Raw genomic sequence first — 26,905 nt, forward strand, 5'->3', positions numbered from 1 at the left:
GACAGGGGACGGACCCGGACGGCGTCGCTGACGTACGACGGGCCGAAAAACGACCATAGGGGCACGTCTGCCCCCTACGTACCGTGTGCGGATCGGTGCAGGATGCAGTTAAAGGGCGGATACGCAGGTACTCCTGCCCCCTCACCCACTGCCATTCCACAAGATCAATGTGATCCTTCTCGCGTCCCCGGCACGCAACCACGGGTCACCTGGACTGTCGGCTTCCAGTGTGGAGGACGGAGAAGACGGGGGCGCCGGCCGCGGCGAAGCCCAGGACGACCACGTTGCCGGTCATGTCGGCCGTGAGGACCCGGCCCAGGCCGAGATAGCTGACGGCGTCGACCAGCCCGCTCACCACGGCCGGCACCAGCAGTACGGCCACCAGCCGCAGCCCGCGCGCCTCCGGGTCCGGTACCGGTGGCGTCGTGCCTCCGGGGCGACGGTGGCGGCCGGCGGGTGGAAAGAACTCCACCCGGTGCGCGAAAGAAGTCCACCCCGAGGACGGGGGGCTCTCGGATGTCCCGGCGCAGCCTGCGTCCGTAGCGTTCCGGGCATGACACAGGACACGCGCGAAGTGGTGGGAACGCAGCCCGGTCGGCCCATGCGGAAGGGCCCGGCGGTCACGCTGGGTGCCCTGGCGCTCGTCGGAGTCGCCGGGGTGGTGCCGGGGCTGCCCGCGGCCGAGGGGCAGGGAAGCGGTGACCGGGGGGAGGTCGTGTCCGTCGTACCGGTGGCCGCGCACAGCCGCGCCGAGATCGCCCGGGTACTGGGCCGGCAGCACGTCGGGGCCGTACCGCTGCGCTACGGCGTCCTCGCGTACCGGGTGACGTACCGCACGGTGGACCCGCAGGGGCGGCCGACCACCGCGACCGGTCTGCTGTCCGTGCCGTCGGGCGGCGGGCGCCGTCTCGGCCTGGTCTCCGACACCCACGGCACCATGGCGAACCGCGCCTACGCCCCCTCCGTCGCGGAGGACGCGCGGACCCGGTCGTACCTGTTCGCCGCCACCGGGCGGGCGGTCGCCGCGCCCGACTACCTGGGGCTGGGCGAAGGACCCGGACGCCACCCCTACATGGACACCCGGTCCGCGGTGACCGCCTCCGTGGACATGCTGCGCGCGGCCCGGACGGCGAGCCGTCTGCTGGGGCGCTCACTGGACCGGGACCTGTACGTCACCGGGTTCTCCCAGGGCGGTCAGGTGGCGATGGCGCTGGCCCGGGCCGTGCAGGGCGGTGACGCGGCCGGGTTCCGGCTGAAGGCGGTGGCGCCGGTCGCGGGGCCGTACGACCTCCAGGGCACCGAGGAGCCCGCGCTCACCGACGGGCGGGTCAACAACGTCAGCGGAGTGTTCTACCTCTCCTACTTCCTCGTCGCCCAGAACCGGCTGCACCCCATCTACAAGGACCCCGCCGAGGTGTTCCGGCAGCCCTACGCCGGGCGGGTCGAGGGGCTCTTCGACGGGCGGCACAAGGACGAGGACATCGTCCGCCAGCTCGCGCCCACCGTCCGGAAGCTGCTGACCGACCGTTTCTACCGGGAGCTGCGCAAGCCGGCCGGCGGCCTGCTGGAGGCGCTGCGCGCCAACGGGCACGCCTGCGACTGGAAGCCCGACGTGCCGGTGCGGCTGTACGCGGGCAACCGCGACACGGACGTGCCCATCGGCAACGCCCGGACATGCGCGCGCACCCTCGCCGGCCGGGGGGCGAGGGTGCGGGTGCTGGAGGTGGGGCCCGTCGGCCACTTCGGGTCGGACCGGGCGGCGCTGGCCGGGATCGCACGCTGGTTCAGCGGTGCGACCGCGTAGGGGTGGCTCAGTACCAGCCGTTGGCCTGCCAGAAGTTCCAGGCAGGCCTGGGCGGGGCTGCCGTAGCGGGAGTTCATGTAGTCCAGACCCCACTTGATCTGGGTGGCGGGGTTGGTCTTCCAGTCCGCGCCGGCGGAGGACATCTTGGAGGCCGGCAGGGCCTGGACCAGGCCGTAGGCGCCGGAGGAGCTGTTCGTGGCGCTGGGGTTCCAGCCGCTCTCGTGCTCGACGATCCTGCTGAAGGCGTTGAACTGTGCGGCGTCCGGGATCATCTTGTGCGCGATCGCCTGGGCGGAGGAGCCGGAGGCGGGGGCGGCCTGGGCGGGCGCCGCGGTCAGCGCCATGCCGGCGGTGGCGGCGGCCAGGGCCACGGTGGTGAGGGCCTTCTTCGGAGAAGCGATGCGGCGGATGAAGGAGACGGACACGGAGAAACCTTTTCTGTGTGGGGGACGGTGGGTCACCCGCATGGGAAGGACCACGCACTGTGGCCGCATGCGGCGGTGCCGCGGCCCGTGAAGGCTCGTGGCACCTGGCGACGTCCTCCAGAGAAACAGGCGCGAAACGAGTCCGCAATGACCCCTTTTACTAGTTGTGGCCGGATCTGCCCGTGTGACCGGCTCTGTGGCGTGGGTCTCAAAGCGCAGGTCAGAAGGGGTGCACGGAAGGATGTATCGGACAAATAGGACTACTGTCGAGGGTCGTAGGTGACGTGCGTCATGTGGGGTGCTTCACCGTCGCACTCACCGTGCGGAGGCGGCGTCTCACGTACCGGGGCCGTCGAATGTGACCGCGGTCTCGAACGCGGCCCGCCGCGTGGCCCGGCGCAGGGCGCGCAGTACCGCCGGACCGAGGGCGAGCGTCAGCACCACCGTGCACACCGCCCGGCCCAGGTCCCAGCCGAGCGAGGTGGCCACGCAGTACGCGACGAAGCGGGCCAGGTTGGCGGCGACCGGCGCGTCCGCGTCGAAGGAGATCCCCGAGGCCGCCGCACCCATGAAGGGCCAGCCGGCCAGGTTCATGACCGTGCCGTACGCGAAGGCCGCCAGGAAGCCGTAGACGGCCAGCACCAGCAGTTCCCCGCGACCGCGCAGGCGGACCGGACCCGGGAGCAGGCCGGCCCCCATCGTGAACCAGCCCATCGCCAGCATCTGGAACGGCAGCCACGGCCCCACCCCGCCCGTGAGCAGCGCGGAGGCGAACATCGTCACCGACCCCAGCGCGAACCCGAACCCCGGACCGAGCACCCGCCCGCTCAGCACCATCAGGAAGAACATCGGCTCCAGCCCCGCCGTGCCCGCGCCGATCGGGCGCAACGCCGCCCCCGTCGCGGCCAGCACCCCCAGCATGGCCACGGCCTTCGGCCCGAGGTCCGACTCGGAGATCGTCGCCCCCACGACCGCCACCAGGAGCAGCAGCAGGCCCGCGAACAGCCACGGCGCGTCCTGGGCGTGCGCGCTCAGCCCGGAGCCGGGCGGGGCGAGGAACGGCCAGCCGAAGGCCGCCACACCCACCGCGCCGGTCAGCGCGAGCGCGGCGACGGAGCGGGGACCGAGACGGACGGCACGGACGCGTGGGGCCCGGACCCGTGGGGCACCGCTCATGCCAGGGCCTCCCGCACCTCGGACACCGTCAGCCACCGCTGCGGTGCCAGGATCTTCGTGACCTGCGGGGCGAACGACGGCGACGACACCACGATCTCGGCCGTGGGGCCGTCGGCGATCACCTCGCCCTCGGCGAGCAGCACCACCCGGTGGGCCAGTTCGGCGGCCAGCTCCACGTCGTGCGTGGCCAGTACGATCGCGTGCCCCTCGGCCGCCAGCCCGCGCAGGACGGCCACCAGACGGCCCTTCGCCGCATAGTCCAGGCCGCGCGTCGGCTCGTCCAGCAGGAGCAGGGGAGGGCGGGCGGTCAGCACGACGGCCAGGGCGAGCGCCAGACACTGGCCCTCGGACAGGTCGCGGGGGTGCGTGTCGTCCGCGATGCCCGGCAGCAGTTCCGACACCAGCGCCCGGCAGGTGCCGGGCGCCGCACCCGCGTCCCGGTCGGCGGCCGCGCACTCGACGGCCACCGTGTCCGCGTACAGCAGGTCGCGCGGGTCCTGCGGGACGAGACCGACCTTGCGGACGAGATCCCGGGGCGAGGCGCGGTGAGGGACGGCGCCGCCGACGGTGACCGTGCCGGCTCCGGGTGCCACGAGCCCGACGAGGGAACCGAGCAGGGTCGACTTCCCGGCGCCGTTGCGGCCCATGACGGCGACCGTCTCACCCGGGGTCACGGTCAGGTCCACCCGCCGCAGCGCGTGGACACCGTCCCGGCGCACGGAGAGACCGCGTACCTCGGCGACGCGCGCGGCCGGCGGCACCGGGTCGGGGGAGGGCCGGCGGCGGAAGAAGGGCCGGCGGACGGGCCCGGCGGGGGCGGGCGCGGGGGGCCGCGGCTGGGCGGGGATGTCCGCGGCGGTGGCGGTGGGGGTGTCCAAGGGGGCGGCGGTGGCGGTGGTGGTGGCAGTTGTGGGCGTGGTCGCGTTGGTGTTGGTGTTGGTGTTGGTGTTGGCGTACGCGCTCGCGTTCTCGGCCGGGCTCGCCTTCGCGCTCCCGCTCGCGGTGCTCAGACGGGTGCGCAGGTCGGACGCGCGGCGGCGGGCGTCGCGGACGGTGAGGGGGAGCGGGGACCAGCCGGCCAGCCGGCCCAGGTCCACCACCGGCGGGAACACCGGCGAGACGGCCATCACCTCGGCCGGGGGACCGACGACCGGAGCCGCACCCGGTGCCGGCAGCAGGACGACCCGGTCGGCGTACTGGATCACCCGCTCCAGCCGGTGCTCGGCCATCAGCACCGTCGTCCCCAGATCGTGCACCAGCCGCTGCACCACGGCCAGCACCTCCTCCGCGGCGGCCGGGTCCAGCGCCGACGTCGGCTCGTCCAGGACCAGCACCCGCGGATGCGGGGTGAGGACCGAGCCGATCGCCACGCGCTGGCGCTGCCCGCCGGACAGCGTGGCGATGGGCCGGTCCCGCAGCCCGGCCAGGCCCAGCAGATCCAGGGTCTCCTCCACCCGGCGCCGCATCACCTCCGGGGCGAGCCCCAACGACTCCATGCCGTAGGCGAGTTCGTCCTCCACGGTGTCCGTCACGAAGTGCGCGAGCGGCCTGGCCCACCGTGCCGACCACGTCGGCGAGATGACGCGGCCGGTGCGTACGGGTGGTCCCGGCCGGCCACCGTGACGCGCCCGCGCAGGGTACCGCCGGTGAAGTGCGGCACCAGCCCGCTCACCGCGCCCAGCACCGTCGACTTGCCGACTCCGGACGGACCGGCCAGCAGCACCAGTTCGCCCTCGGGCACCTCGAAGTCGACGCCGGTGACGATGGGTCCGGCCGCACCGTCGTACGTCACGCTGACATCCTCGAAACGGATCACGACGGCTCCCTGGGGACGGCGAAGGCGGGCAGCAGGGCGAACAGGACGGCCGCGGCGGGCCAGACCGGAAGCCCGGGGGCGACCAGGGGGACGACCCCCGGGTGCAACGCTCCCGGATCACGTACGGAGGCGAGCGTGAGCAGCGCGGCCACCGCGGCACCGGAGCCCGCGACCAGCCAGGCGCGCGCACCCCACGGGTCCGGGCGGTACCGGGTCCGCAGGGAGCGCCGGCCGCCCAGCCGCAGGCCCGCGAGCGCGGCGGCGACCCCGGCGCACAGCAGGGGGACGCCGTACGTGCCCCCTTCGGCCGCCAACAACCCGTACGTTCCCCCGCACACGCCCAGCAGACCGCCGAGGGTGAGTGCGGCCGTGGTACGGCGGACCCGGGCGGGAACCTCGGCGGTACGGCCGTAACCGCGCGCCTCCATGGCGGCGGCCAGCGCCACCGAACGCTCCAACGCGCCCTCCAGAACCGGCAGTCCGACCTGGAACAGGCCCCGCACACCCCGGTCGGGACGACCGCGCAGGCGGCGGGCGGCCCGCAGCCGCTGGACGTCGGCCACGAGATGCGGCGCGAAGGTGAGCGCGACGACCACCGCCACGCCCGTCTCGTACAGGACGCCGGGCAGGGACTTCAGGAGGCGGGCCGGGGCGGCCAGCGCGTTCGCCGCGCCGACGCAGACGAGGAGGGTGGCGAGCTTGAGTCCGTCGTACGCGGCGAACACGACCGCCTCCGCGGTGACCCGGCCGCCCAGACGGATGCCCTGCGCCCAGTGCGGCAGCGGGACTTCGGGCAGCGTGAGAAGCGTGTGCGTGCCGGGGATCGGGGAGCCGAGTGCCACCGCGAAGAGGAGACGGACGAGGACGACGGCGAGCCCGAGCCGTGCGAAGGCGGCGTACGAGCGGGACCAGGGCGCGGACGAGCGGTGCGTCGCCACCACGTAGCCGGAGGCGGCTATGAGGAGGCCGAGGAGAAGCGGATTGGTGGTACGGCCGGCCGCGACCCCCACCCCGAGGGCCCACCCCCACCAGGCCCCAGGATGCACAACACTCCCACTGAAGGCCGACGCCGACCGCAACTCCCCACGGGCGCGGGGAACCGCGCGACCAGCCACGACGCACCCGCACCCGCAAGCCGGCCCAGCGCACCCGCACCCCCCTCCGGTCTCACCCGGAGTCATCGCGCCGCCGTTTGGCCCGCCAGACCGCCGCCCCCGCCAGCGCGGCGACCACGCCCACGCCGATCGGCAGCCCCAGCGAGGGCCCACCGTCGGACGCGTTCCCGCCCTCGGACGCGGAACCACCCCCGGCGGAGGCCTGCTCCCCGCACCCCTTCCGCGGGTATCCGGCGATCGCGCACAACAGGGCGTCGGTGTCGTAGCGCAGCGGCTTCGCCACAGCGGCCAGCGCGTCCGCCGTCGTCGCGTCCGGCGACACCCGCGCGCACGCCGTACGCGACGTGGGCGGGGCCTCGCCGGACGGCGCGTCCGACGCCGTACCGAAGTCCAGCACCAGACCCACCCGCTTCGTACCGGACTTCGCGGGCGTCCCCGCACACACCGTGCTGAAGTCCGCCGTACCGCGCGGCCGGCTCGCGTCCGCGGAGTCCGCGCTCACCGCGAACCGGAAGCCCTGCACGCTGCCGTCGTCGGGGCGGACGGACGCCGGGCCCTGCGTGGCGTAGGCCCAGTGCCCGCCGGTGCGCTCCCAGAACGACCAGTAGCGGTAACCGGTGGCACCGGCCTGCCCGGCGGAGCCGAACAGCAGCGCCCCGGCGACGAGCACCGGCACGGCACGGCGGACGGTCACGGCACGGCGGACCGCGGTCACGGCTGCCGCTTCTTCCGGCCGCTCAGCAGGAAACCGATGCCGATGCCCGCGACGAGACCGACGCCGACGATCCACCACACGCCGGTCCCGGAGTCCTTCTCGCCGGACGCCGACGGGTCCGCGGCGGAGTCCATGTGCGGGGCCGGGCCGAGCGCGTTGAGGGAACGGACCAGGCTGGTGCCGTCGAAGTCGCCCGGCTGCTCCCCGACCGCGTGCGCGGCGAGGATGAGCTGTGCGTACGCGGCCGGGCCGCTCTGCGCCGCCCATCGGCCGGCGTTCTTCTCCAGCCAGGCGTACGCCGTGCGGGCCGCCTCGGTCCGGCCGTCCGCGGAGAGCGCGACGACGGCGTCCGCCGTGTTGCCGAAGTCGGGCTGGTCCTTGGCGCCGGGCAGCGTGGACCGCAGATGGCCGCTCTTCGCGACGGCCGCCGCGAGGTACGCGCCCGCGTTGTCGGCCACCTGTGTCCGGGTGAGGTGGCCGCCCCCGGTGCAGCCGTCCTTCGCCGGGGCGTGGCCGGCCCGGGTCACGAACCCCTTGCCGAGGGCGCCCAGCACGCCGGCCGCGGTCGCGTCCGCGTTGGCGAGCAGCTTGCCCTTCTTGTCCGGCTGGAAGGCGAGGGCGCCGCCGCCGTCCCGGTCGCAGGGGACGGACCAGGCGGGCAGCGGGTCGTAGGGGGACCGGCCGGACCTGCGGACGTCCGCCGGGTCCGTGCCGGCCGCGGCGAGCGCGCCGATGACGACGGAGGTGGAGTTGGTGTCGCTGGGGTCGCCCGGGTAGTAGCCCCAGCCGCCGTCCTTGTTCTGCACGGACTTCAGCCAGTCCACGGCCTTGCCGGCCGCGCCGCCGCGCCCGCCGACCGCCGCGAGGGCCTGGACGGCGGCGGCCGTGCTGTTGGTGTCGGTCTTGACCTTGCTGTCGCAGGCGGTGCCGGGGGTGGCGCGGAACGCGGCGAACGCGCCGTTCGCGCACTGCTGTCCGGTGAGCCAGTCCACGGCCGTGGCGGCGGGACGGTAGCCGAGGGTGCGCTGGGCGATCAGCGTGAGGGACTGCCGCCACACGCCGTCCCATGTCGGGTCCCCCTTGCCGTACAGCCCGGACGGGACCGTCACCTTGGGGGACGGCGCGGACGGGGCGGCGGCCGTGGCGGGCGCGGCGGCGGCCAGCACGCCTACGGCGGCGAGGGCCGCGGCACTGCGGCGGACGTTCATGGTCGGCGACTGCCTCTCCTGCGGGGAGCCGGCAGCGCGCGGGAGACCCCCGGGCGGCTCGGCTCCGTAGAACTCGACGGTGCCGTGCGCGGCGGGCCGCCGGCGCACGGGAGCCGGTCAACGTCCCGCCCGGGGCGGTCCGGCGCACCGTCGGACGACGGTTCACGGACAGGGGTGTCCCCTGCTCGAGCGAAGTCGAGGGCGTGGGAAGGGCCGACGCCGGAATTGCACCGGCTTCCCCCCGTACGGGTGTGATGACGACCCCGCCACTGTACCGGCCGCCCCGCGCGGGCCGAGGGGTGGCCGTGGGCACACGGCGGCGGTGACCGGGGTCACGGCCGCGCCGGCGACGGACGCGCGGGCCGCCGCCGGGGCCGGGCGGTGCACGGGCACTGCGCGGTCCGGGCCTTGGCGTACGGCCACGACGACCGGCGCCCGGCCCTCTACGCCGCGTACGTGGTCGTCGTCGGGGTCACCGTCGCGCTCAGGTGGCGGGCCATGCGGCGCAGTGCCTCCTCGCACTGTGCGGGGTCCTCGCCCGTGGCCACCCAGTGCGCGAGCCGGTCGGTGACGTCCGCGTGCGCGGCGGCCGTCACCGGGTCACCGGCCCGCCGGGTGAGGACCATGCGTTCGGCGGACGGCTCGTGCGCGGCGCCGGGGTCCAGGCGCAGGTGGGTCAGACGGCCGGTGGTGGCCGGGTAGGCGAACTGGACGGCGGCGGCCCGCTGCCGGGTCGGGGTCAGTTCCGGGAGCCGGCCGGTGGCCAGGGTGGCGGCGGCCCGGGCGAGGTCGACACCGGTGGCCTGCTCCACCAGGAGCGGGAGGAGGTCGCCGGGCAGGTGCGGGGCGACGCCGGTGACGCGGGGGCCGCGATCGGTCAGCCGCAGGGTGACGTGCGCGACCGTGTGGGTGAGCCCGAGCGCGCGGACGGCCCGTTCGACGCACTGGCGCAGGAACCGGTTGTGCAGGAGCCCGTCATGGGCATGGACGCAGTGGCGCAGCGCGTGGCGGGCGGGCGGCGGACCCGTCGTCGTACGGGTGAGAGCGACGATGCGGATCTCGTCGTCGAGGACGACGGTCTCGGCGGACACGAGCGGCCCCTCGGTGTCCTCGGGACCGGCCGGCGCCACCCGGTGCCGCAGCAGCAGCGCCCGCAGTGCGGCGGGGTCGGCGCAGGCCGCGGCCGTCTCGTACGGCAGGCCGGGCAGTTCCAGCCGGGCGGCGACGCGCGCGGCGGTCACCAGGTGTTCCGCGGACCAGGTGAGCAGGCCGCCGACCGGGCGCCGGGCCGCGTACCGCAGCACCGCGTCGGCCGTCTGCGCCTCGCGGGCCGGGTCGGCCGCGAGATGGCCGGCCAGGTACGGGCGCGCCCAGGCGGGCGGGTCCGGGTCGACGAGGATCACCGGGTGGGCCGCGGCGATCCGCGCGAGCGAGAATTCGCCGCACGTGTCCCCGTGTCCGGCTCCGAGGAGGAGGACGGGCTGCGCCATGGGTGCCTGGTCCTTCCTCGACGGCGAAGGCGGACGAGAAACACCCCGGGTGCCGCTCCCCCATCGGCGGCACCCGGGGCGGGTCAGATCTTGCTCTCTGTGCAGTGATCCTCACCCACCGCGCCCCCAACTGTCAACGATAGCTGCGTACTTCCGCAGGGAGTGTTGTCACGTCTGGTCGACGCACGGGCGACCGGGTAGCCTCGCGTCAGCTCAGCCGCCGAACGGAGGGGACCTCGGTGAGTGACTCCTACGCCTCGCTGACCGAAGTCCTGGCCCGCCTGGGGGAGTTGACCGGCCGGCCCGGCCGCCTGCCGGAGGTCCTCGACGTGTCCGGCCTCTCGTACCGCACCGGCGTCGCCGCGGGCACCGTCGTCGAACTCCTGCGCGGCGGCCGAGTGTCGGAGCCCTGTCTGGCTCAACGGGTGCGCCAACGGCTGGACTTCATCCGGGAGACCCGGCGCCGGCCCGACGGCAAGCGGTACTCGCTGGACGAGCTGGCCCGGATCGCCGGGACCAGCCGGCAGTGGCTGAGCGAGTGGCGCAAGAGCGGCATGCCGAGCCTCGAACACGCCGACCGGCTGCGCCGGTTCTTCGGCCTGCCCGCGGGCTTCTTCACCGCGGACGAGCCGGAGGCGCTGCACGAGGCGCTGCAACCGGTGCTCCAGAGCCTGGAGGCCGAGGCCGACCCGCTGCTGCGGCTGCGCGAGAGCGGACTGGTACGGCTGGCCGCCCGCGCCCCGCAGATGAACGCCCGGCAGCTCGCCACCCTGGCCGACCTGGCCGAGATGATCATCTCCTCGGAGCGGGTGAAGGACACCGGGCGTGCCTGAGCGCCCCGCCCGCTCCCGGAAGTACCCGGCGCCCGCCTCCCGCCCGCGGCCGGGCGGCTCCCCGAAGCACGCGAAGTCCCCCAAGCGCTTCCTGGACCAGCTCGTGCGCGACACCGTCCGCACCCTCACCCCGCCCACGGAACCGAGGGCCTTCCTGCACGCGCTGTGCGCCACGCTCAGCCCGCGCCTCGACCGCCCGGTGCGGCTGAAGTTCGTCGCCTTCCCGGCCGCCCTGGAGGTCTCCGGGGTCACCCTCGCCCGGGACGAGGAGTACCTCGTCGTGGTCGAGGAACGCGCCCCCGAACTGCACCAGTTCGTCATCGCCGGCCATGAGATCGGCCACGTCCACTACGGCACGCTGGACGTGCACTACCCGGCCGGACTGCCCGCCGCCGCACGCCGGCTGCTGTCCCGCGCCGAGGACGACATCCCCTGGGACCAGGTGGTCGCCACGGCCACCCGCTCGCCCGCCGCGCCGGCGGCCGAGGCCGAGTGGGAGGCCGAGGAGTGCGGACTGCGCCTCGCGGCCAAGTTCTCCAAGGTCGTCGGGCCGGGCGCGGCCGGCCGGACGAGCCAGGACACCCTCACCGACCGGCTGTCCTCCTCACTGGGCAACATCGGCGGGCCCTGATGCGCTGGGACCTCGCCGGCTGTTTCGCCGCCTACGCCGTCCCGGCCGTCCTGCTCGCCGTGGCCTTCGTGATCAAACTGCCGCTGCTGCGGCGCGCCTGGCAGGACCCGATCCTGCGGGCCACCGCCCTGCTGCTGGGCATCGGCGCGGTCGTCTTCGCCTCGCTGCCGCCGGCCGGTCTGCACGGCATCAACCGGCTCACCGGCATCCCCAACTTCGCCGGTCTGTGGGTCTACTCCCTGCTGACCGTCTACTGCGGCGCCTGCCTGTGGCTCATCATCACCTGGCGCGAGCCGCCGTCCGCCGTCCGCCGCCGGCGCACCCGGCTGGTCTGGCTGACGTACTCCGTGATCATCGTCGGTCTGTGGACGGCGTTCCTGCTCGGCGACCACCACGTGGAACGGGTACGGGACCTCGACACCTACTACGCCGACACGCCCTGGATGCGCGAGTTCGTCCTGCTCTACCTCGTCGCCCACCTGGTGTCGGCGCTGGTCGCGGCCGGCATGCTGTGGGCCTGGTTCCAGGAGGTCGAGGAGACCTGGCTGCGCCGGGCGGTGATCTTCCTCCAGGAGGCCTACGCCCTCGGACTCCTCTTCGACCTGGCCAAACTCACCGCGATCGGCGCGCGGTGGAGCGGCCGGGACTGGGACTGGCTGTCCACGTACGTCGCCCCGCCCTTCGCCATCGCCGAGGCCGGCCTGGTGGCCGTCGCCTTCATCGCCGGGCAGGCCGGGCCGCTGCTGGCGGAGCGCCGCCGGCTCGTGCGCACCTACCGGCGCCTGGAACCGCTGTGGCAGATCATGCTGACCGTCAGCGCCCCGGCGGCCCCGGCGACCGGCCGGGTCAGCGGCGCCGCCCTCCGCCTCGAACTGCGCCGGGCCGCCATCAACGACGGCCTCCTCAAGCTGGCCCCGCACCTCAGCGGAGCCCGGCGCGAGAGGACCCTGCGGGCGGCGATCGCGGCGGGTCATCCGGAGTGCGTCGCGCGCGGCATCGCGGCGGCGGTGGACATCCTCGTCGCCGCCGAGATGCTGCACGCGCCACGGGGCCGGGGCCGCCCGGCGCCGGCCGGACCCACCGCGACCGCCCGCGGTCCCGGCGAACTGGAGTCCGTCGCCCACGCGCTGCGCTTCCACGCCGCCGCCGTCGACACGTTCCGCCACCGGGCGACCACCGCGGAAGGACTCACCACCCCCGCCTGACCCACGACAACCGCGGCCCGTCGGGCAGGGAGACGCGGGCCTTCTCGATCCGGGCGGTGCCGGGCGCTCGGGGGCGGGTTCCGTGTTCCCACCCCGGGGCCGCGGTGACGCGGGGGCGGGGTAGGCTCCTGCGGTTTTGACGGGTACCGACCGGGGTGGGGAAGACAGCGTGCGCAAGTCCGAGGCCGAGAAGCTGATCGAGCGGGCGTACCAGGCGTGGGACGCCGAGGAGTGGCTGACCGCCGCCGGTCTGCTGGAACGGGTGCTCGCGCACTTCCCCGACGAGGAGCCGAGCGGGGGGTGGTGGTACGACGCCGCCCTCGGCCACAAGGTCATGCGCAACTGGGCGAAGGCGTACGAGCTGGGCCGGGAGGCCGCCGCGCGCGCCCCGCGCGGTGAGGGCGATCCGGCGTACTGGAACCTGGGCATCGCGGCCACCATCCAGCGTGACTGGGTCACCGCACGCCAGGCGTGGGAGGGGTTCGGCATCACGCTCCCGGCGGGCGACGGCGCGATCGAGGCCCGGCTCGGGCCGGCCTGCGTACGCCTGGACACCGGCGGCGAGCGGGAGGTCGTGTGGATCGACCGGCTCTGCCCGACCCGGGGCCGGGTGATGAACGTACCGGTGACCGCCGGCCGCCGGTACGGCGAGGTCGTCGTGCACGACGGCGAGCCTACGGGCCGCCGGGTCGTGGACGGCCGCGAGTACCCGGTCTTCGACGAACTGCTCCTCTTCGAGCCCTCCGGCCTGCCCACGCTCACGGTGACGGTGCACGCGGCCGAGGCCGCCGACATCGAGGCGCTGGTCGACCTGTTCGGCCGGCAGGACTACGGCGCCGAGCCCGCGAGCAGCTTCGAGACGCTGTGCTCCTGCTGCAGTGCGGGCACGCTGGAGCAGAGGCGCGACACCCACGCCGGCACCCAGCGGGTCTCCCTGGCCGCCCCGCCGCAGGAGGCCCGCCGTCTGCTGGCGGAGTGGGCCGGCCGACAGGCGCCCGCCCGGAGCTGGAAGGGGCTGGAACCGGTCGGCTGAGAGGCACCCGGCACTCCGATGTCGGCAAATGGTGCGAAATGGCCGGTTCTGACACCGGTCGCCGGGTCTATCCTGAGAACAGCCTACGAGGCGAGTGAGGGAGTCCAACCGGAGTAGCCGACTACGGCGCGACGCGCACGCATCCGCCGGGGCCGACAGCGACGGTGGGGCTGAGAGGCCGCACGGCAGCAGTCAGGCCGGCCGGCGACCCCCAGCACCTGATCCGGACCATGCCGGCGAAGGGAACCCGTCTCGTAGGTCCTTTCGTGTGCCGTACGCAGACCCGGTCAGTCGCGCGGTGCCGTGGGGCCCGGCGCCCCCGGCTCCGGCAGGTCGATCAGCCGGCACACCGTCCCGAGGTCGCCCTCGACCTGCGCGACGGACGCGCGGCCCGACAGCCAGGTGGTGAGCGCCGAGTGCCACGTGTGCTCGATGACCCGGATCGCGGACAGTTGCCCGGGCGTGGGCTCCGCCAGCCCCGTCGCGTCCAGGATGATCGCGGTCGTCCGGCGGGAGACCCGCTCGACCTCGGGCGAGACGCTGCGGTCGGCGAAGATGAGGGCGCGGACCATCGCGTCGGCCAGGTGCGGTTCCCGCTGAAGGGCGCGGAAGGCCCGCATCAGGGTCTCGGTGACCCGCTCGGCGGCCGTGTCACCCGTGGGGGGCCTCTTGCGCAGGGTGCGGTGCAGGTGTTCGAGCTGGTCGTGCATGGTGGCCACGAGCAGGTGCACCTTGGACGGGAAGTAGCGGTACAGCGTGCCGAGGGCCACCTGCGAGGACTCGGCGACCTCGCGCATCTGCACGCCGTCGAACCCGCCCCGGCCGGCCAGCTCGGCGCTGGCGAGCAGAATCCTGCGGCGCCGGGCCTCCTGCCGTTCGGTCAGGGGCGGCTGCGGGGAGGCCCCCCGCCCGAGTGGGGCCGACAGCTCGGGGGACGGACGCGAGGTACGGGCTTCCGCGGGCATGGGTACCGTCCGTGACAGTCGGTGAGGTCGTCAGTGGGGCTCGTGATCGGACAGCATGACAGCGCCGTTCGCCGTGGCGCGAATCACCTGATCCACTGCTCACAGCGCTTCTACCTGCCGGTAGATTCAGAGCCTCCTGAACGATCAAGTCTGAAACTTGTTCTAGATTAGCCCCCGTCGTAGTGTCGCGGGCAGTGCAGGCAGAAGGGGGCACGGAGTGACCGCTGAGGCCCGGGGAGCGGGTGCCGGTCCACAACCCGCTGCCGGTGGGGGTCCCTCCCGCTCGAGCACGGCCGGGAGCGGGGGAGAGCGACCGCTCGACATCGCGCTCCTCACCTACAAGGGGAACCCGTTCTGCGGCGGGCAGGGCGTCTACGTGCGGCACCTCTCGCGCGAGCTGGCCCGCCTCGGCCACCGGGTCGAGGTCATCGGATCGCAGCCCTACCCCGTCCTGGACGAGGGCTACCCGAACCTCACCCTCACCGAGCTGCCCAGCCTCGACCTCTACCGCCAGCCCGATCCCTTCCGCACCCCCGGACGGGACGAGTACCGGAACTGGATCGACGCCCTCGAAGTGGCGACCATGTGGACCGGCGGCTTCCCCGAGCCGCTGACCTTCTCGCTGCGCGCCCGCCGGCATCTGCGCGCCCGGCGCGGCGAGTTCGACATCGTGCACGACAACCAGACGCTGGGCTACGGCCTGCTGGGCGACATCGGCGCACCCCTGGTGACCACGATCCACCACCCCATAACCGTCGACCGGCAGCTTGAGCTGGACGCGGCCGGCACCTGGCAGCGCCGCTACTCGGTGCGCCGCTGGTACGCGTTCACCCGCATGCAGAAGCGGGTCGCCCGCCGCCTGTCCTCGGTCCTCACCGTCTCCGGCAGCTCCCGGCAGGAGATCGTGGACCACCTCGGCGTCCGCGACGACCGCGTGCACGTGGTCCACATCGGCGCCGACACCGACCTGTTCGCGCCCGACCCCGCCGTGCCCGAGATCCCCGGACGCATCGTCACCACCTCCAGCGCCGACGTACCCCTCAAGGGCCTGGTGTTCCTCGTGGAGGCGCTCGCCAAGCTGCGCACCGAGCACCCGGACGCCCATCTCGTCGTCGTCGGCAAGCGCCCGCAGGAGGGCCCGGTCGCCCAGGCCGTCGAGCGGTACGGCCTCCAGGGCGCCGTCGAGTTCGTCAAGGGCATCTCCGACACCGAACTGGTCGACCTGATCCGCTCCGCCCAGGTCGCCTGCGTGCCCTCCCTGTACGAGGGGTTCTCGCTGCCCGCCGCCGAGGCCATGGCCACCGGCACCCCGCTGGTCGCCACCACCGGCGGCGCGATCCCCGAGGTCGCCGGCCGGGACGGCGAGACCTGCCTGGCCGTACCGCCCGGTGACGCGGGCGCCCTCGCCGCCGGTCTCGGCCGGCTGCTCGGCGACCCGGCGTTGCGGGCCCGGCTCGGCGCGGCCGGCCGCGAGCGGGTGCTCGAACGCTTCACCTGGGCCCGGGCCGCCGAGGGCACCGTGGCCCGCTACCGCGAGGCCATCGCCCGTTCCGGCGGCCCGCGCCCCGGGCCGCAGGACCCCGGCCGCCCCGCGGCCACCCCCGGCGTCTACACCGAAAGCAGGGCCACGTGCTGACCGTCGACTTCTCCCGGTTCCCGATCGCCCCCGGCGACCGTGTCCTGGACCTCGGCTGCGGGGCCGGCCGGCACGCCTTCGAGTGCTACCGGCGCGGCGCCCAGGTCGTGGCGCTGGACCAGAACGCCGAGGAGATCCGCGAGGTCGCCAAGTGGTTCGCGGCGATGCGGGAGGCCAGGGAGGCCCCCGAGGGTGCCACCGCCACCGCCATGGAGGGCGACGCCCTCGCCCTGCCCTTCCCCGACGACTCCTTCGACGTCGTCATCATCTCCGAGGTGATGGAGCACATCCCCGACGACAAGGGCGTGCTCGCCGAGATGGTCCGCGTGCTCAGGCCCGGCGGCCGGATCGCGGTCACCGTGCCCCGCTACGGCCCCGAGAAGGTCTGCTGGGCACTGTCCGACGCCTACCACGAGGTCGAGGGCGGCCACATCCGCATCTACCGGGCCGACGAACTGGTCACCAAGGTCCGCGAGGCCGGCCTGAAGCCGTACGGCAGCCATCACGCGCACGCGCTGCACTCGCCGTACTGGTGGCTGAAGTGCGCGTTCGGCGTGGACAACGACAAGGCGCTGCCGGTGCGGGCGTACCACAAGCTGCTGGTCTGGGACATCATGAAGAAGCCGCTCGCCACCCGCCTCGCCGAGCGGGCCCTGAACCCGCTCATCGGCAAGAGCTTCGTCGTCTACGCCACCAAGCCGCACCTGCCGCGGCCGGCCGACGCCGGGACCGGGACCTCCGAGGTGGCCGCCAAGTGACCACCCCCCGGACAGAACACCTCGTCCTGCCCGGGGTCCTCACCGCCGAGCAGGCCGCCGCGACCGTCCGCGGCATCCTCGCCGTGCAGCGGGAGGACGGTGCGCTCCCGTGGTTCCGCGGGCACCACCTGGACCCGTGGGACCACACCGAGGCCGCCATGGCCCTGGACGCGGCCGGCGAGCACGAGGCCGCCGAGCGGGCCTACGACTGGCTCGCCCGGCACCAGAACGAGGACGGCTCCTGGTACGCCGCCTACGCCGACGGCGCCCACGACGACGTCACCGACCGGGCCCGCGAGTCCAACTTCGTCGCCTACATAGCCGTCGGCGTCTGGCACCACTACCTGTCCACGGGCGACGACATGTTCCTGGACCGGATGTGGCCGACCGTCTACGCGGCCATGGAATGGGTGCTGCGGCTGCAGCAGCCCGGCGGTGAGATCGGCTGGCGCCGCGACGACGACGGCACGCCCGCGACGGACGCCCTGCTCACCGGCAGCTCCTCCGTCCACCACGCCCTGCGGTGCGCGCTCGCCATCGCCGAGGAGCGCGAAGAGCCGCAGCCCGACTGGGAGTTGGCCGTCGGCGCGCTGCGGCACGCGATATCCCGGCACCCCGAGCGCTTCCTGGACAAGAACCGCTACTCGATGGACTGGTACTACCCGGTCCTGGGCGGCGCGCTGACGGACGAGGCGGCCAAGGCGCGCATCGAGGAATCCTGGGACCGGTTCGTCGTCCCCGGCCTCGGCGTGCGCTGTGTGCTCCCCAACCCCTGGGTGACCGGCGGCGAGTCCAGCGAACTCGCCCTGGCCCTGTGGGCGGTGGGGGAGTCGGACCGCGCCCTGGAGATCCTGCAGTCGATCCAGCACCTGCGGGACCCGGACAGCGGCCTGTACTGGACGGGTTACGTCTTCGACGACGACGCCGTCTGGCCGCGCGAGCTGACCACCTGGACGGCGGGCTCCCTGCTGCTGGCCGTCGCCGCGCTGGGCGGCCACGAGGCCACCTGCGCGGTCTTCGGCGGACAGTACCTGCCGGCCGGCCTGACGCCGGACTGCTGCGACTGACGCCCGTCGCCCACGCACCGCCCCCGCCGGGGGAGGTGCGTGGGCCGTGGGGACGGGGTCAGTGCCGGCTCATGCGGTTGGCGATGGCGTGGCCCACGAAGAGGTAGACGACCGCGGCCAGACCGTACCCGGCGACCACCCGGGCCCACGCCTCGTCGAAGGTGAACAGGTCGTGCGACCAGCCTGCCAGCCAGGAGGCCGCGTCATGGACGAACTGCACCAGGCTGTTGGCCCGGTTCGCGTCCAACAGGTACATCAGGATCCACAGGCCGAGGATGAAGGCCATGACGTCGGCGACGATCGCGATGACCGTCCCGGCCTGATTCGCACCGTTGCGATATCTAGGGGACATGCCTTGCGGATTGCCGGGCGGCGGGCGGTGAAACCCGGACGGCGTCCCCGGGTGGCGCGGCCGGGCTTCCCGGGGGAGGCTGCCGGAGGAAGCCAACCGCTCGGGGAGACACGTCCGGAGGATCTCGTGCCCGTACCGATGCGGCGCCTCGCCGTGGCGCTCACCCTGTGCTGCGCCCTGCTCGCCGGTTCCACCGCCTGTGGAAGCGACGGGAAGAGCACGACGAAGAACAGCGCGGCGACCCAGGCCGTTCCCGCCGCGGACAGTCCCACCCCCAGCCCCAGCACGTCCGCGGAGAAGCGCAAGTTCGCCAAGACGCGGTTCGTGGTGGACGCGGGCCTCGCCGCCGGCGCCACCTACCAGTGGATCGTGAAGCCCTGGAAGGCCGGCAAGTTCAAGAAGGGCGCCCACGGCCGCAAGCTGGCCCTGGTGAAGGCCGGTGTCGCCGGCCTCTTCGCCTACAACCGGCTCAAGGCGGCCAAGAAGAACGCCCAGGCGGACCCGCTGCTGTCCAAGGCCCTCGCACCCCTGGCCACCGGCATCGAATCCCTGAAGAACCTGCCGTCCAAGCTCCGCAAGGGCGACGAGGGAGCGGCCGGCTCCTTCGACGACATCATCAACAAGGTCAAGGACGCGGGCAAGAGCGCCGGCGCCCCGGTGGAGAACAAGGTGCCCTCGGCCTCCCAGCTCTCCCAGGGCTAGCACGGGCGTATCTGACGCTCCGGCACATCTGCTACGAGGAGCGGCCGTACGACAACGGCCCCCCGCCACAAAGGGCGAGGGGCCGTGCGGTACGGGGTGCACGGCTCAGCCGCGCTGGATGCCCGAACTGTCCTGGAGCACACCACGACGACCGTCCTGGGTCTGCGCGACCAGCGCGGCACCGCGCTGCTCGACGGCCAGATACCAGGTACCCGGCGCCAGTTCGGCGATCTGGTTCGGCGAACCGTCCTCCGCGAACAGCGGACGGGCCACCGGCACGGCGAACCAGAACGGGGAGAAGTCCCCGGCCGGCGGCTGCGGCGCCGCAGCGCCCTGCGGGGCCGGCGGCTGCTGCTGCCCGAACGGCTGGCCCGGCTGCGGCTGGGCGCCGTACGGCTGCTGCGGCTGGGCACCCGGGTAGCCGTAACCGCCGGGCGGCTGGGCGCCGTAGGGCTGCGGGGCGGCCGGCTTGGGAACCGGGACCAGGGCGGCCTGGAGGGCGGGCACCAGAGGAGTGGCGATGGCGCCCGCGGCCAGCAGCAGAGCGGCGATGAGCCCCAGGACCAGGCCGGCGCCGGCGCCGACGTCGAACCGGTCGAAGTCGTCGAAGGCGCCCAACGGGTCGAGGATCGACCAGAACGCCGTCCAGGCGGCGAACACCGCCAGGGCGACGCCCACCTGGCCGAGGTCGAGGCCGACGACCTTGCGCGGCTTCGGCAGCGCGCGGGCGACGACGATCAGGACCGCGCCGATGATGCCGCCGACGTACATGCTCATCACGAGGCCCAGGTTGTCCCAGGCGTTGGTGCTGTCGCTGCCGGTGTCGAACGTGTCGAGAAACGACGCGATGAACAGCACCACCGCTGCTCCGATCACCACGCCGTCGCCTCTAGTGAGGGAGCGGATATTCACTTCAGGTCCTTCGTAGGTCGTCTCGTCGTCGGTAGACACTATCGCCCACAAGATCCGGCCGTACGGCCGGATCCGCCCGCCGGTCACGACTGACGCAGGAACCCCACGATTCCCTCGGAGATCCCCCGCGCCGCCTTCTGCCGCCAGGCGCCGCTGGTCAGCAGTGCCGCGTCCTTGCTATCGCGCATGTTGCCGCACTCGAGGAACACCTTGGGAACCGTTGACAGATTGAGACCGCCCAGGTCCGTCCGCGTGACCAGACCGGTGCCTTCACCGAGGTAGTTGGACGGCGGCTCGCCCGTCGCCCGCAGGAAACCGCCCGCGATGCGCGTCCCCAGGTCGTGGGAGGGGCCGACGATGGCACGGGTGTCGGCCGCACCCGCGTGCACGGACCCGGGCAGGATGACGTGGAAGCCCCGGTTCCCGGGTGCGGAGCCGTCGGCGTGCAGGGAGACGGCCGCGTCCGCGCGCGCGGTGTTCCCGATCCGGGCCCGCTCGTCCACGCACGGCCCCCAGGCCGGACGGTCCTGATCGTGCGTCAGCTTCACGGTGGCGCCCTGCCGTTCCAGCAGCACCCGCAGCCGGTGCGCCAGGTCCAGGGTGAACCGGGCCTCCGCATAACCGTCGTCAGTGGACGTGCCGGTGGTGTCGCACTCCTTGCGATGGGTGCCGATGTCCACCGCGCGGCCGATCTCGGCCGTGTGCCGGAAGTTGCCCGGGTTGTGTCCCGGGTCGATGACGACGACCTTCCCCTTGAGCGGGGCGGCGCCGTCCGGTGTGCCGCCGGTGCCGGGCGGGGCGGTCAGGGCCGACGGGGAGGAGGACACCGCGGAGCGGCGCGGGGCCGACGCGGGGGAGGCCGTACCGGAGTGGCCGCCCGGACCGCCGCCGCCCACCGCCTCGTACACCACCCAGCCGAGCAGCGCACCGGGCACCAGTGCGGCGAGCGCCACGGTCAGTGGGCCGCGCCGGGGCCGGCGGGGCTGCGGGGGATCGAGGTCCGGGCCTGCGTACGACACGTCTGCGACTCTAACCGGGGGCTCAGGTTCCCGCGCCCGTTCGCCGCAGGACCCGGAGCGAGCCGGTCACCGACACCTCCGTGAACGCCCCCGATCCCAGCGCCCGCAGATACACCCGGTACGGCGCCTGGCCGGTGAACTCGTCCTCGGGGTCCGGGAAGACGTCGTGGATGACGAGCAGCCCGCCCTCGGCCACGTGCGGCGCCCAGCCCTCGTAGTCGGCCGTGGCGTGCTCGTCGGTGTGGCCGCCGTCGACGAAGACCAGCCCGAGCGGGGAGTTCCAGATCCGCGCGATCTGCGGGGAGCGGCCGACAAGGGCGATCACGTGCTTCTCCAGGCCCGCCCGGAACAGCGTGCGCCGGAAGGCGGGGAGCGTGTCCATCAGGCCGACCTCGGGGTCCACCGTCTCCGGGTCGTGATAGTCCCAGCCGGGCTGCTGCTCCTCACTGCCCCGGTGGTGGTCGACGGTCAGCGCACCGACGCCGGCCGCGCGGGCCGCGTCGGCCAGCAGAACGGTGGAGCGCCCGCAGTACGTGCCGACCTCCAGCAGCGGCAGCCCCAGCCGCCCCGCCTCCACCGCCGCCGCGTACAGCGCCAGCCCCTCGTCCACGGGCATGAACCCCTTGGCCCCCTCGAACGCGGCCAGAATCTCGGGACGGGGCACAGCGGCCATGCTCAACCTCTCACTGACGCAACGATCCACCCCCATGCTCCCCCACCCCACCCACCGACTCGACAGGGGGTGGGGACAACTCCCGAAGGTCCGCGAGGAACGGCGCGCCCGGCCACATCCCGGCCGCAGCCGCCGAACGACATCAGCACGCCCCCCGGTGGAGCACCCGCCCCCCAGCGGAGCGCTACGCGCTGACCGAAGCCCCCGGCAACGCAAGGTCCAGGTCGACGGCCCGCTCCTCACCGGAATGGGTCGCCGACGACGCCAGCGGCCCATGGCCGGAGGCCTTCGCGGCGAGTACGTACGCGCCCTGCGAAGGCACCGCGAGGGTGTACGAGCCGTCCTCCGCGGAGACCGTGGCCCCGGCCTGCCGGCCGCGGCGGTCGATCAGGGTGACCGTGGCCCGGGCCACCGGCGTGCCGCCGGCGTCCAGCACCCGTCCCCTGAAGCCCCGCAGCACATCCTCGGCGTGCTCCAGGTTCGTGTCCTCCTCGCTGCTCGCGCGCAGCCGGGTGTGCTGGGCCGGCCGAGAGGCCTTCGGCAGGCAGAGGGCGAGCAGCAGCCCCACCGCGACGGCGGCCGTGGCGATCAGGAACGAGACCCGGAAGCCGTGCATGGTCGGGACGGCGACGCCGCCCACGTTGTTCGCCGTGTTGGCCAGCACCATGCCGATGACGGCGCTGGAGACCGACGTACCGATGGACCGCATGAGGGTGTTGAGGCCGTTGGCCGCGCCGGTCTCCGAGGCGGGGACCGCGCCGACGATCAGCGCGGGCAGCGAGGAGTAGGCGAGGCCGATGCCCGCGCCGAGGACCACGGAGGTGATGACCGTCTGCCAGGCCGCGTCCATCAGGCCGAGGCCGCCGCCGTAGCCGACGGCGATGATCAGCATGCCGAGGATGAGGGTGACCTTGGGGCCGTAGCGGGCGGACAGGCGGGCGTAGACCGGTGCCGTGAACATCATCGTCAGGCCCAGCGGGGCCACGCACAGGCCCGCGACGACCATGGACCGGCCGAGACCGTAGCCGGTCGCGGCGGGTAGCTGGAGCAGTTGGGGCAGGACCAGCGAGACGACGTAGAAGCTGACGCCGACCATGATCGAGGCGAGGTTGGTGAGCAGTACCTCGCGGCGGGCGGTGGTGCGCAGGTCGACCAGGGGTGCCTGGATGCGCAGCTCGTACACGCCCCACAGCAGGAGGACGGCGACGGCCGCGGCGAACAGGCCGAGCGTCGTGCCGGAGGACCAGCCCCAGTCGCTGCCCTTGGTGATCGGGAGCAGCAGGAGGACCAGGCCGACGGACAGGCCTGCCGCACCGAGCACGTCGAACGTGCCGCGGGCGCGCATGGGGGACTCGGGGACGACGACCAGGGTGAGGGCGATGGCGAGCACGCCGAGCCCGGCGGCGCCGTAGAACAGGGCGTGCCAGTCGGAGTGCTGTGCGACCAGGGCCGCGGCGGGCAGGGCGAGGCCACCGCCGACGCCGATGGAGGAACTCATGAGCGCCATGGCCGAGCCGAGCTTCTCGCGCGGCAGCATGTCGCGCATCAGGCCGATGCCGAGCGGTATCGCGCCCATGGCGAAGCCCTGGAGGGTGCGGCCGACGATCATGGTGATCAGGTCGCTGGTGAGCGCGCTGACCAGGGCGCCGACCACCATCACGGAGAGGCTGAACACCAGCATGCGCCGCTTGCCGTACAGGTCGCCGAGCCGGCCCATGATCGGGGTGGCGACGGCGCCTGACAGGAGCGTCGAGGTGAGCACCCAGGTGGCGTCGGTGGGGGCGGTGTCCAGCAGCTCCGGCAGATCCTTGATGACCGGCACGAGCAGGGTCTGCATCACCGCGACCACGATGCCCGCGAAGGCGAGCACGGGGACCACGGCCCCGCTCGCTCTCCGGGTGGGCTGGTCGGTCGTCGTGTCTGGCATGGGGTGAGGCCTTCCGCGTGTCATAAGTGCTGCGTAAAACCTCGTATGCACGGGCAACTATTCCGTTGCTTCGGGCCTCTAATGAATTCTTGACCGATCCATGGGATTCTGACGCGCCGTCACGGTCCGGGGTGGGCTGCCGGCCTGAGCGGGCGTGGGCCGGGGGCGGGTTCCGGTTAAAGAATCTCCCTTCTCCCGTGCGGCGGGGGTTGACGGTTCTTGACCGTACGCAAACAATCGCCCCTGCCTTCGCGACAACCCCCGGTCACCTCCAGCGGGGCACGTCCGGTACACCGACCGAACAATGTTCGGAATATCGGACAAGAGGGCGACCCGCACTGCCTCCGACGAATACGAGGTACACCGTGCTTCCCCGAACCCCCCGAGTCTCACGAACCCCTCGCACTCCCCGGCGCGTCAGAACCGCGCTCCTGTCCGTCCTCACCGTCTTCGCCGGCCTCGCCGCCCTGCTCCTCGGCACCGGCGCGCCCCCGGCGGCCGCCGCCGCTTCGCTGCCCTGTGACATCTACGGCGCCGCGGGCACCCCGTGCGTCGCCGCGCACAGCCTGGCCCGGGCGCTGTACGGGTCGTACAACGGCCCGCTCTACCAGGTGCGGCGGGCCTCGGACGGGGCGACCACGAGGATCGGCCTGCTGTCCGCCGGCGGCTACGCCGACGCCGCCGCGCAGGACTCCTTCTGTTCCGGCACGACGTGCATCATCACCGAGATCTACGACCAGTCCCCGCGCCACAACGACCTCACGGTCGAGGGCGCGGGCGGCGCCGGCGCCGCCGATGTGGGGGCGCCCGCGGACGCCCTGCCGGTGACCGCCGGCGGCCACCAGGTCTACGGCCTGGAGATCTCCGCCGGCATGGGCTACCGGGACAACTCCACCTCGGGCGTCGCCGTGAACGGGCAGGCCGAGGGGATGTACATGGTGACCTCCGGCACCCACGTCAACAACCGCTGCTGCTTCGACTACGGCAACGCCGAGACCAACAACCTGGACACCGGCAACGGTCACATGGACGCCCTCAACTTCGGCACCGAGTGCTGGTTCTCACCCTGCTACGGCCAGGGGCCGTGGGTGCAGGCCGACCTGGAGAACGGCCTGTTCCAGTCCGACGCCGGATACAGCAGGAACACGGCCAACACCGGGACCGGACCGCTGCCGTTCGTGACCGCGCTGCTCAAGAACAACGGGCAGAACCACTTCGCGCTGAAATACGCGAACGCCCGGTCCGGCGGACTGACGACCACCTATTCCGGCGGTGAGCCGACCGCGAGCGGCTACTCGCCGATGCACCAGGAGGGCGCGATCGTCCTCGGCACCGGAGGCGACAACAGCAACGGCTCCATCGGGTCGTTCTTCGAGGGCGTCATGACCTCCGGCATCCCGACCGACGCCGCCGACGCCGCCGTCCAGGCCGACATCGTCTCCGTCGGCTACGGCGGCCCGACCGGCAGCACCGGCACACTGAACCCCGGCTCGGAGATCTCGCTGCGCGCCACGACCGCCTGCTGCACCACCGAGTACGTCCGCCACCAGAACGACGCGGCCGTCACCTCCACGGTGACGTCGAGCAGCCCGGCCGTCGACAAGGGCGACGCCACCTGGATCGTGCGCCGCGGGCTCGCCAACGCCTCCTGCGTCTCCTTCGAGTCGCGCAACTACCCCGGTGACTTCCTGCGCCACTTCGACTACCGGCTCCACCGGCAGCCCATGGACGGCACCGCCCAGTTCCGGGCCGACGCCACCTTCTGCCCGCAGACCGGCAAGAGCGGCACCGGCACCTCGTTCGCCTCGTACAACTATCCGACGCGCTACCTGCGCCACTACAACCACACGCTGTACATAGCGAGCAACGGCGGGTCCAACGACTTCGACAGCAGCACCTCCTGGGCCGCGGACGTTAGCTGGGTGACCGGCTCCCCCTGGGCGCCGTAACCGCCGCCGCCGGCAGCAACGCGTCGGCGGATACGGGGATTTCGGCGGTGACCGAGAAGCCGCCGCGCGGTGCCGGACCGGCCGTGAGGGAGCCGGCCGCCATCGCGAGGCGTTCGGTCAGCCCCTTCAGCCCCGTACCGCCGACGCACCCCCGGGACCGTCCGGCCCCCTCGCCGGCATCGGCCTCCGGGCTCGTACTGGTGCCGGTGCCGTTGTCCGTGACCGTCAGCCGGGCCCGCTCGGGGGTGCTCTCCACGGTGATCTCGCAGCGGGTCGCGTGGCTGTGCCGGACGACGTTGGTGACCGCCTCGCGCACCACCCAGCCCAGCAGCGCCTCCGTCTGCGGGTCGAGCGGCGTCCCGGACCGGTGGACCACCGGCTCCACGCTCGCCGCGGACAGCGCCGACCGGGCCCGGGTCAGCTCGGTGGCCAGACTGCCCTCGCGGTAGCCGGTCACCGCCTCGCGGATCTCGGTGAGCGCCTGCCGGCCCACCGACTCGATGTCCGCGACCTGCGTCAGCGCCGCGTCGAGATCCCGCGGGGCCAGTCGCCGGGCCGCCTCGGACTTCACCACGATCACCGACAGGGTGTGCCCGAGCAGGTCGTGCAGATCGCGGGAGAACCGCAGCCGCTCCTTCTCCACGGCCTGCCGGGCCAGTTCCTCGCGGGCGGCCCGCAACTCCCGCACGGCCTCCGACAGGCCGAGGATCGCGGCGGTCACCATGCTGGAGATGAAGGTGGCGTACCCGATGCTCGTCGCCTCGTCCCAGCCGCCACGCAGATAGGCGATGGCACCCGCGTACAGCGCGAGCAGCGTCCCCGCGCGCCCCAGCAGCGGACCGCGCAGGCAGGCGCCCGCGGCGAGGCCCAGCAGCGGGAAGAACACCAGCCAGTCACCGCCGTACCCGAGGGCCAGGCCGGTGGTGAGCAGGCCCATCAGGCCGAGCGCCACCCGGGTGGACACCGCCTCGCGCGTGCGCCGGCCGAAGGCGCGGAAAGTGACGTACACGTAAAGGGAGTTGAAGACCAGCAGCCCCAGACCGCCGATCCACGGATGCGCGGTCCTGCCCTGGAGCACGTTGGAGATGGCCCCCATGCCTACCAGCAGCCAGGGCAGCAGCGTGAAGCCGGTGGGCGGCGGGCCCGGTTGCTCGGCGCCCCGCGCACCGCCGTTCTTCCGGCCGGCCCGTGGCGCGGCCCTGAAATCCTCGCGCTCCGCCCGCCACCGACGCTGTTCCGCCCGCCACCGGCGCCGTTCGGCCTGCCAGGCCGCTGTCCCGCAGCGCGGTGCGCGCCACCGTGTCATCTCTGTCGTCCCCCGGTCGAGTGGTCCCCGCCGTGCGGCGGTAGGACGCACAGCGTATGGACCAACGGTAAGGAGCCGGACGGGACCGCGGGCAGATGCGTGCGTACGGTTCCGGGCGGTACGAATGTCACGGGCGGAGCCCACCAGTGCTGACGCCGTGTCAGCATCAGCCTCACCGTCTGGAGCCG

Annotated in this window: 24 protein-coding genes and 2 pseudogenes; 10 read left to right on the plus strand and 16 right to left on the minus strand. The window is 73.5% G+C overall.

Translation table 11 applies throughout. The features are described from left to right. Positions 1–226 precede the first annotated feature (226 nt). Positions 227–391 (minus strand): annotated as a pseudogene (locus tag D9753_RS24900) (DUF1275 family protein); the annotation flags it as partial. A gap of 162 nt (positions 392–553) precedes the next feature. On the opposite strand from D9753_RS24900, the gene D9753_RS24905 reads away from it, so the two are divergent. After that, positions 554–1,804 (plus strand): alpha/beta hydrolase, encoded by a 1,251-nt coding sequence (locus D9753_RS24905; protein ID WP_240468278.1) that lies wholly within the window; start codon positions 554–556, stop codon positions 1,802–1,804. Between the two features lie 7 nt (positions 1,805–1,811). On the opposite strand, the pseudogene D9753_RS24910 reads toward D9753_RS24905, so the two are convergent. From D9753_RS24910 to D9753_RS24940, 8 genes and pseudogenes are all read right to left on the minus strand, one after another. After that, positions 1,812–2,229, minus strand: a pseudogene (locus D9753_RS24910) (aggregation-promoting factor C-terminal-like domain-containing protein). Positions 2,230–2,565: 336 nt separating this feature from the next. Then, positions 2,566–3,405, minus strand: coding sequence for an ECF transporter S component (locus tag D9753_RS24915; protein ID WP_121789020.1), 840 nt, complete (start codon positions 3,403–3,405; stop codon positions 2,566–2,568). After that, positions 3,402–4,937 (minus strand): ATP-binding cassette domain-containing protein, encoded by a 1,536-nt coding sequence (locus D9753_RS24920; protein ID WP_394346749.1) that lies wholly within the window; start codon positions 4,935–4,937, stop codon positions 3,402–3,404. Before D9753_RS24920 ends, D9753_RS24915 begins: the two co-directional genes overlap by 4 nt. Further along, on the minus strand, positions 4,934–5,221 hold the full coding sequence (locus tag D9753_RS39415; RefSeq protein ID WP_394346750.1) for an ATP-binding cassette domain-containing protein: 288 nt from the start codon (positions 5,219–5,221) through the stop codon (positions 4,934–4,936). Before D9753_RS39415 ends, D9753_RS24920 begins: the two co-directional genes overlap by 4 nt. Further along, the gene (locus tag D9753_RS24925) at positions 5,218–6,336 is read right to left on the minus strand and encodes a CbiQ family ECF transporter T component (protein WP_394346751.1); all 1,119 of its coding nucleotides are present in this window, start codon (positions 6,334–6,336) and stop codon (positions 5,218–5,220) included. The genes D9753_RS39415 and D9753_RS24925 overlap by 4 nt, the downstream gene beginning before the upstream one ends. Positions 6,337–6,388: 52 nt before the next feature. Further along, positions 6,389–7,030, minus strand: coding sequence for an SCO2322 family protein (locus D9753_RS24930; RefSeq protein ID WP_121791270.1), 642 nt, complete (start codon positions 7,028–7,030; stop codon positions 6,389–6,391). 17 nt (positions 7,031–7,047) lie between these two features. After that, positions 7,048–8,259, minus strand: coding sequence for a prenyltransferase/squalene oxidase repeat-containing protein (locus D9753_RS24935; protein WP_121791269.1), 1,212 nt, complete (start codon positions 8,257–8,259; stop codon positions 7,048–7,050). A gap of 443 nt (positions 8,260–8,702) precedes the next feature. Beyond that, positions 8,703–9,749, minus strand: a complete 1,047-nt coding sequence (locus tag D9753_RS24940; protein WP_121789022.1) for an ATP-grasp domain-containing protein — start codon at positions 9,747–9,749, stop codon at positions 8,703–8,705. A 239-nt stretch (positions 9,750–9,988) separates the two neighbouring features. On the opposite strand from D9753_RS24940, the gene D9753_RS24945 reads away from it, so the two are divergent. The 4 genes from D9753_RS24945 (at position 9,989) to D9753_RS24960 (ending at position 13,451) form a co-directional block, all read left to right on the plus strand. Further along, positions 9,989–10,582, plus strand: coding sequence for a helix-turn-helix domain-containing protein (locus tag D9753_RS24945; protein ID WP_121789023.1), 594 nt, complete (start codon positions 9,989–9,991; stop codon positions 10,580–10,582). Further along, on the plus strand, positions 10,575–11,213 hold the full coding sequence (locus tag D9753_RS24950; protein WP_240468281.1) for a hypothetical protein: 639 nt from the start codon (positions 10,575–10,577) through the stop codon (positions 11,211–11,213). Before D9753_RS24945 ends, D9753_RS24950 begins: the two co-directional genes overlap by 8 nt. Further along, a complete protein-coding gene (locus D9753_RS24955; RefSeq protein WP_121789024.1) occupies positions 11,213–12,418 on the plus strand; it encodes an MAB_1171c family putative transporter in 1,206 nt (401 codons plus the stop codon). Before D9753_RS24950 ends, D9753_RS24955 begins: the two co-directional genes overlap by 1 nt. Positions 12,419–12,587: 169 nt before the next feature. Further along, a complete protein-coding gene (locus D9753_RS24960; RefSeq protein WP_121789025.1) occupies positions 12,588–13,451 on the plus strand; it encodes a tetratricopeptide repeat protein in 864 nt (287 codons plus the stop codon). 287 nt (positions 13,452–13,738) lie between these two features. On the opposite strand, the gene D9753_RS24965 is transcribed toward D9753_RS24960, so the two are convergent. Beyond that, a complete protein-coding gene (locus D9753_RS24965) occupies positions 13,739–14,416 on the minus strand; it encodes a TetR family transcriptional regulator (RefSeq protein WP_121789026.1) in 678 nt (225 codons plus the stop codon). 217 nt (positions 14,417–14,633) lie between these two features. Between D9753_RS24965 and D9753_RS24970 the strand changes: the two genes are divergently transcribed. The 3 genes from D9753_RS24970 to D9753_RS24980 are packed head-to-tail and all read left to right on the plus strand — an operon-like array spanning position 14,634 to position 17,877. After that, positions 14,634–16,052 (plus strand): glycosyltransferase family 4 protein, encoded by a 1,419-nt coding sequence (locus tag D9753_RS24970; protein WP_121789027.1) that lies wholly within the window; start codon positions 14,634–14,636, stop codon positions 16,050–16,052. Next, positions 16,046–16,810 carry a class I SAM-dependent methyltransferase gene (locus D9753_RS24975; RefSeq protein WP_121789028.1) on the plus strand — a complete coding sequence of 255 codons (765 nt, stop codon included), beginning with the start codon at positions 16,046–16,048 and terminating at the stop codon, positions 16,808–16,810. The genes D9753_RS24970 and D9753_RS24975 overlap by 7 nt, the downstream gene beginning before the upstream one ends. Beyond that, positions 16,807–17,877 (plus strand): prenyltransferase/squalene oxidase repeat-containing protein, encoded by a 1,071-nt coding sequence (locus D9753_RS24980; protein WP_121789029.1) that lies wholly within the window; start codon positions 16,807–16,809, stop codon positions 17,875–17,877. The genes D9753_RS24975 and D9753_RS24980 overlap by 4 nt, the downstream gene beginning before the upstream one ends. A gap of 58 nt (positions 17,878–17,935) precedes the next feature. Here D9753_RS24980 and D9753_RS24985 read toward each other — a convergent pair whose 3' ends face one another. Beyond that, on the minus strand, positions 17,936–18,229 hold the full coding sequence (locus D9753_RS24985) for a hypothetical protein (RefSeq protein ID WP_121789030.1): 294 nt from the start codon (positions 18,227–18,229) through the stop codon (positions 17,936–17,938). A gap of 126 nt (positions 18,230–18,355) precedes the next feature. Here D9753_RS24985 and D9753_RS24990 point away from each other — a divergent pair, with 126 nt between their 5' ends. Continuing rightward, positions 18,356–18,931, plus strand: a complete 576-nt coding sequence (locus tag D9753_RS24990; RefSeq protein WP_121789031.1) for a hypothetical protein — start codon at positions 18,356–18,358, stop codon at positions 18,929–18,931. A 105-nt stretch (positions 18,932–19,036) separates the two neighbouring features. On the opposite strand, the gene D9753_RS24995 is transcribed toward D9753_RS24990, so the two are convergent. The 4 genes from D9753_RS24995 to D9753_RS25010 all read right to left on the minus strand — a co-directional run bounded on the left by D9753_RS24995 (position 19,037) and on the right by D9753_RS25010 (position 23,462). Continuing rightward, positions 19,037–19,843 (minus strand): DUF5336 domain-containing protein, encoded by an 807-nt coding sequence (locus D9753_RS24995; RefSeq protein ID WP_205614250.1) that lies wholly within the window; start codon positions 19,841–19,843, stop codon positions 19,037–19,039. Between the two features lie 83 nt (positions 19,844–19,926). Then, positions 19,927–20,862, minus strand: coding sequence for an N-acetylmuramoyl-L-alanine amidase (locus D9753_RS25000; RefSeq protein ID WP_205614251.1), 936 nt, complete (start codon positions 20,860–20,862; stop codon positions 19,927–19,929). A 22-nt stretch (positions 20,863–20,884) separates the two neighbouring features. Then, entirely contained in the window at positions 20,885–21,535 is a 651-nt protein-coding gene (locus D9753_RS25005; RefSeq protein WP_121789033.1) for a class I SAM-dependent methyltransferase, read from the minus strand. A gap of 184 nt (positions 21,536–21,719) precedes the next feature. After that, positions 21,720–23,462 carry an MFS transporter gene (locus D9753_RS25010; RefSeq protein WP_121789034.1) on the minus strand — a complete coding sequence of 581 codons (1,743 nt, stop codon included), beginning with the start codon at positions 23,460–23,462 and terminating at the stop codon, positions 21,720–21,722. Positions 23,463–23,827: 365 nt separating this feature from the next. Here D9753_RS25010 and D9753_RS25015 point away from each other — a divergent pair, with 365 nt between their 5' ends. Further along, a complete protein-coding gene (locus D9753_RS25015; RefSeq protein WP_121789035.1) occupies positions 23,828–25,411 on the plus strand; it encodes an alpha-L-arabinofuranosidase B in 1,584 nt (527 codons plus the stop codon). On the opposite strand, the gene D9753_RS25020 is transcribed toward D9753_RS25015, so the two are convergent. Then, positions 25,377–26,717, minus strand: a complete 1,341-nt coding sequence (locus D9753_RS25020) for a sensor histidine kinase (RefSeq protein ID WP_121789036.1) — start codon at positions 26,715–26,717, stop codon at positions 25,377–25,379. The two genes, D9753_RS25015 and D9753_RS25020, sit on opposite strands and share 35 nt — an antisense overlap. Positions 26,718–26,905 lie beyond the last annotated feature (188 nt).

It is taken from the genome of Streptomyces dangxiongensis (assembly GCF_003675325.1).
Lineage (GTDB): Bacteria > Actinomycetota > Actinomycetes > Streptomycetales > Streptomycetaceae > Streptomyces > Streptomyces dangxiongensis.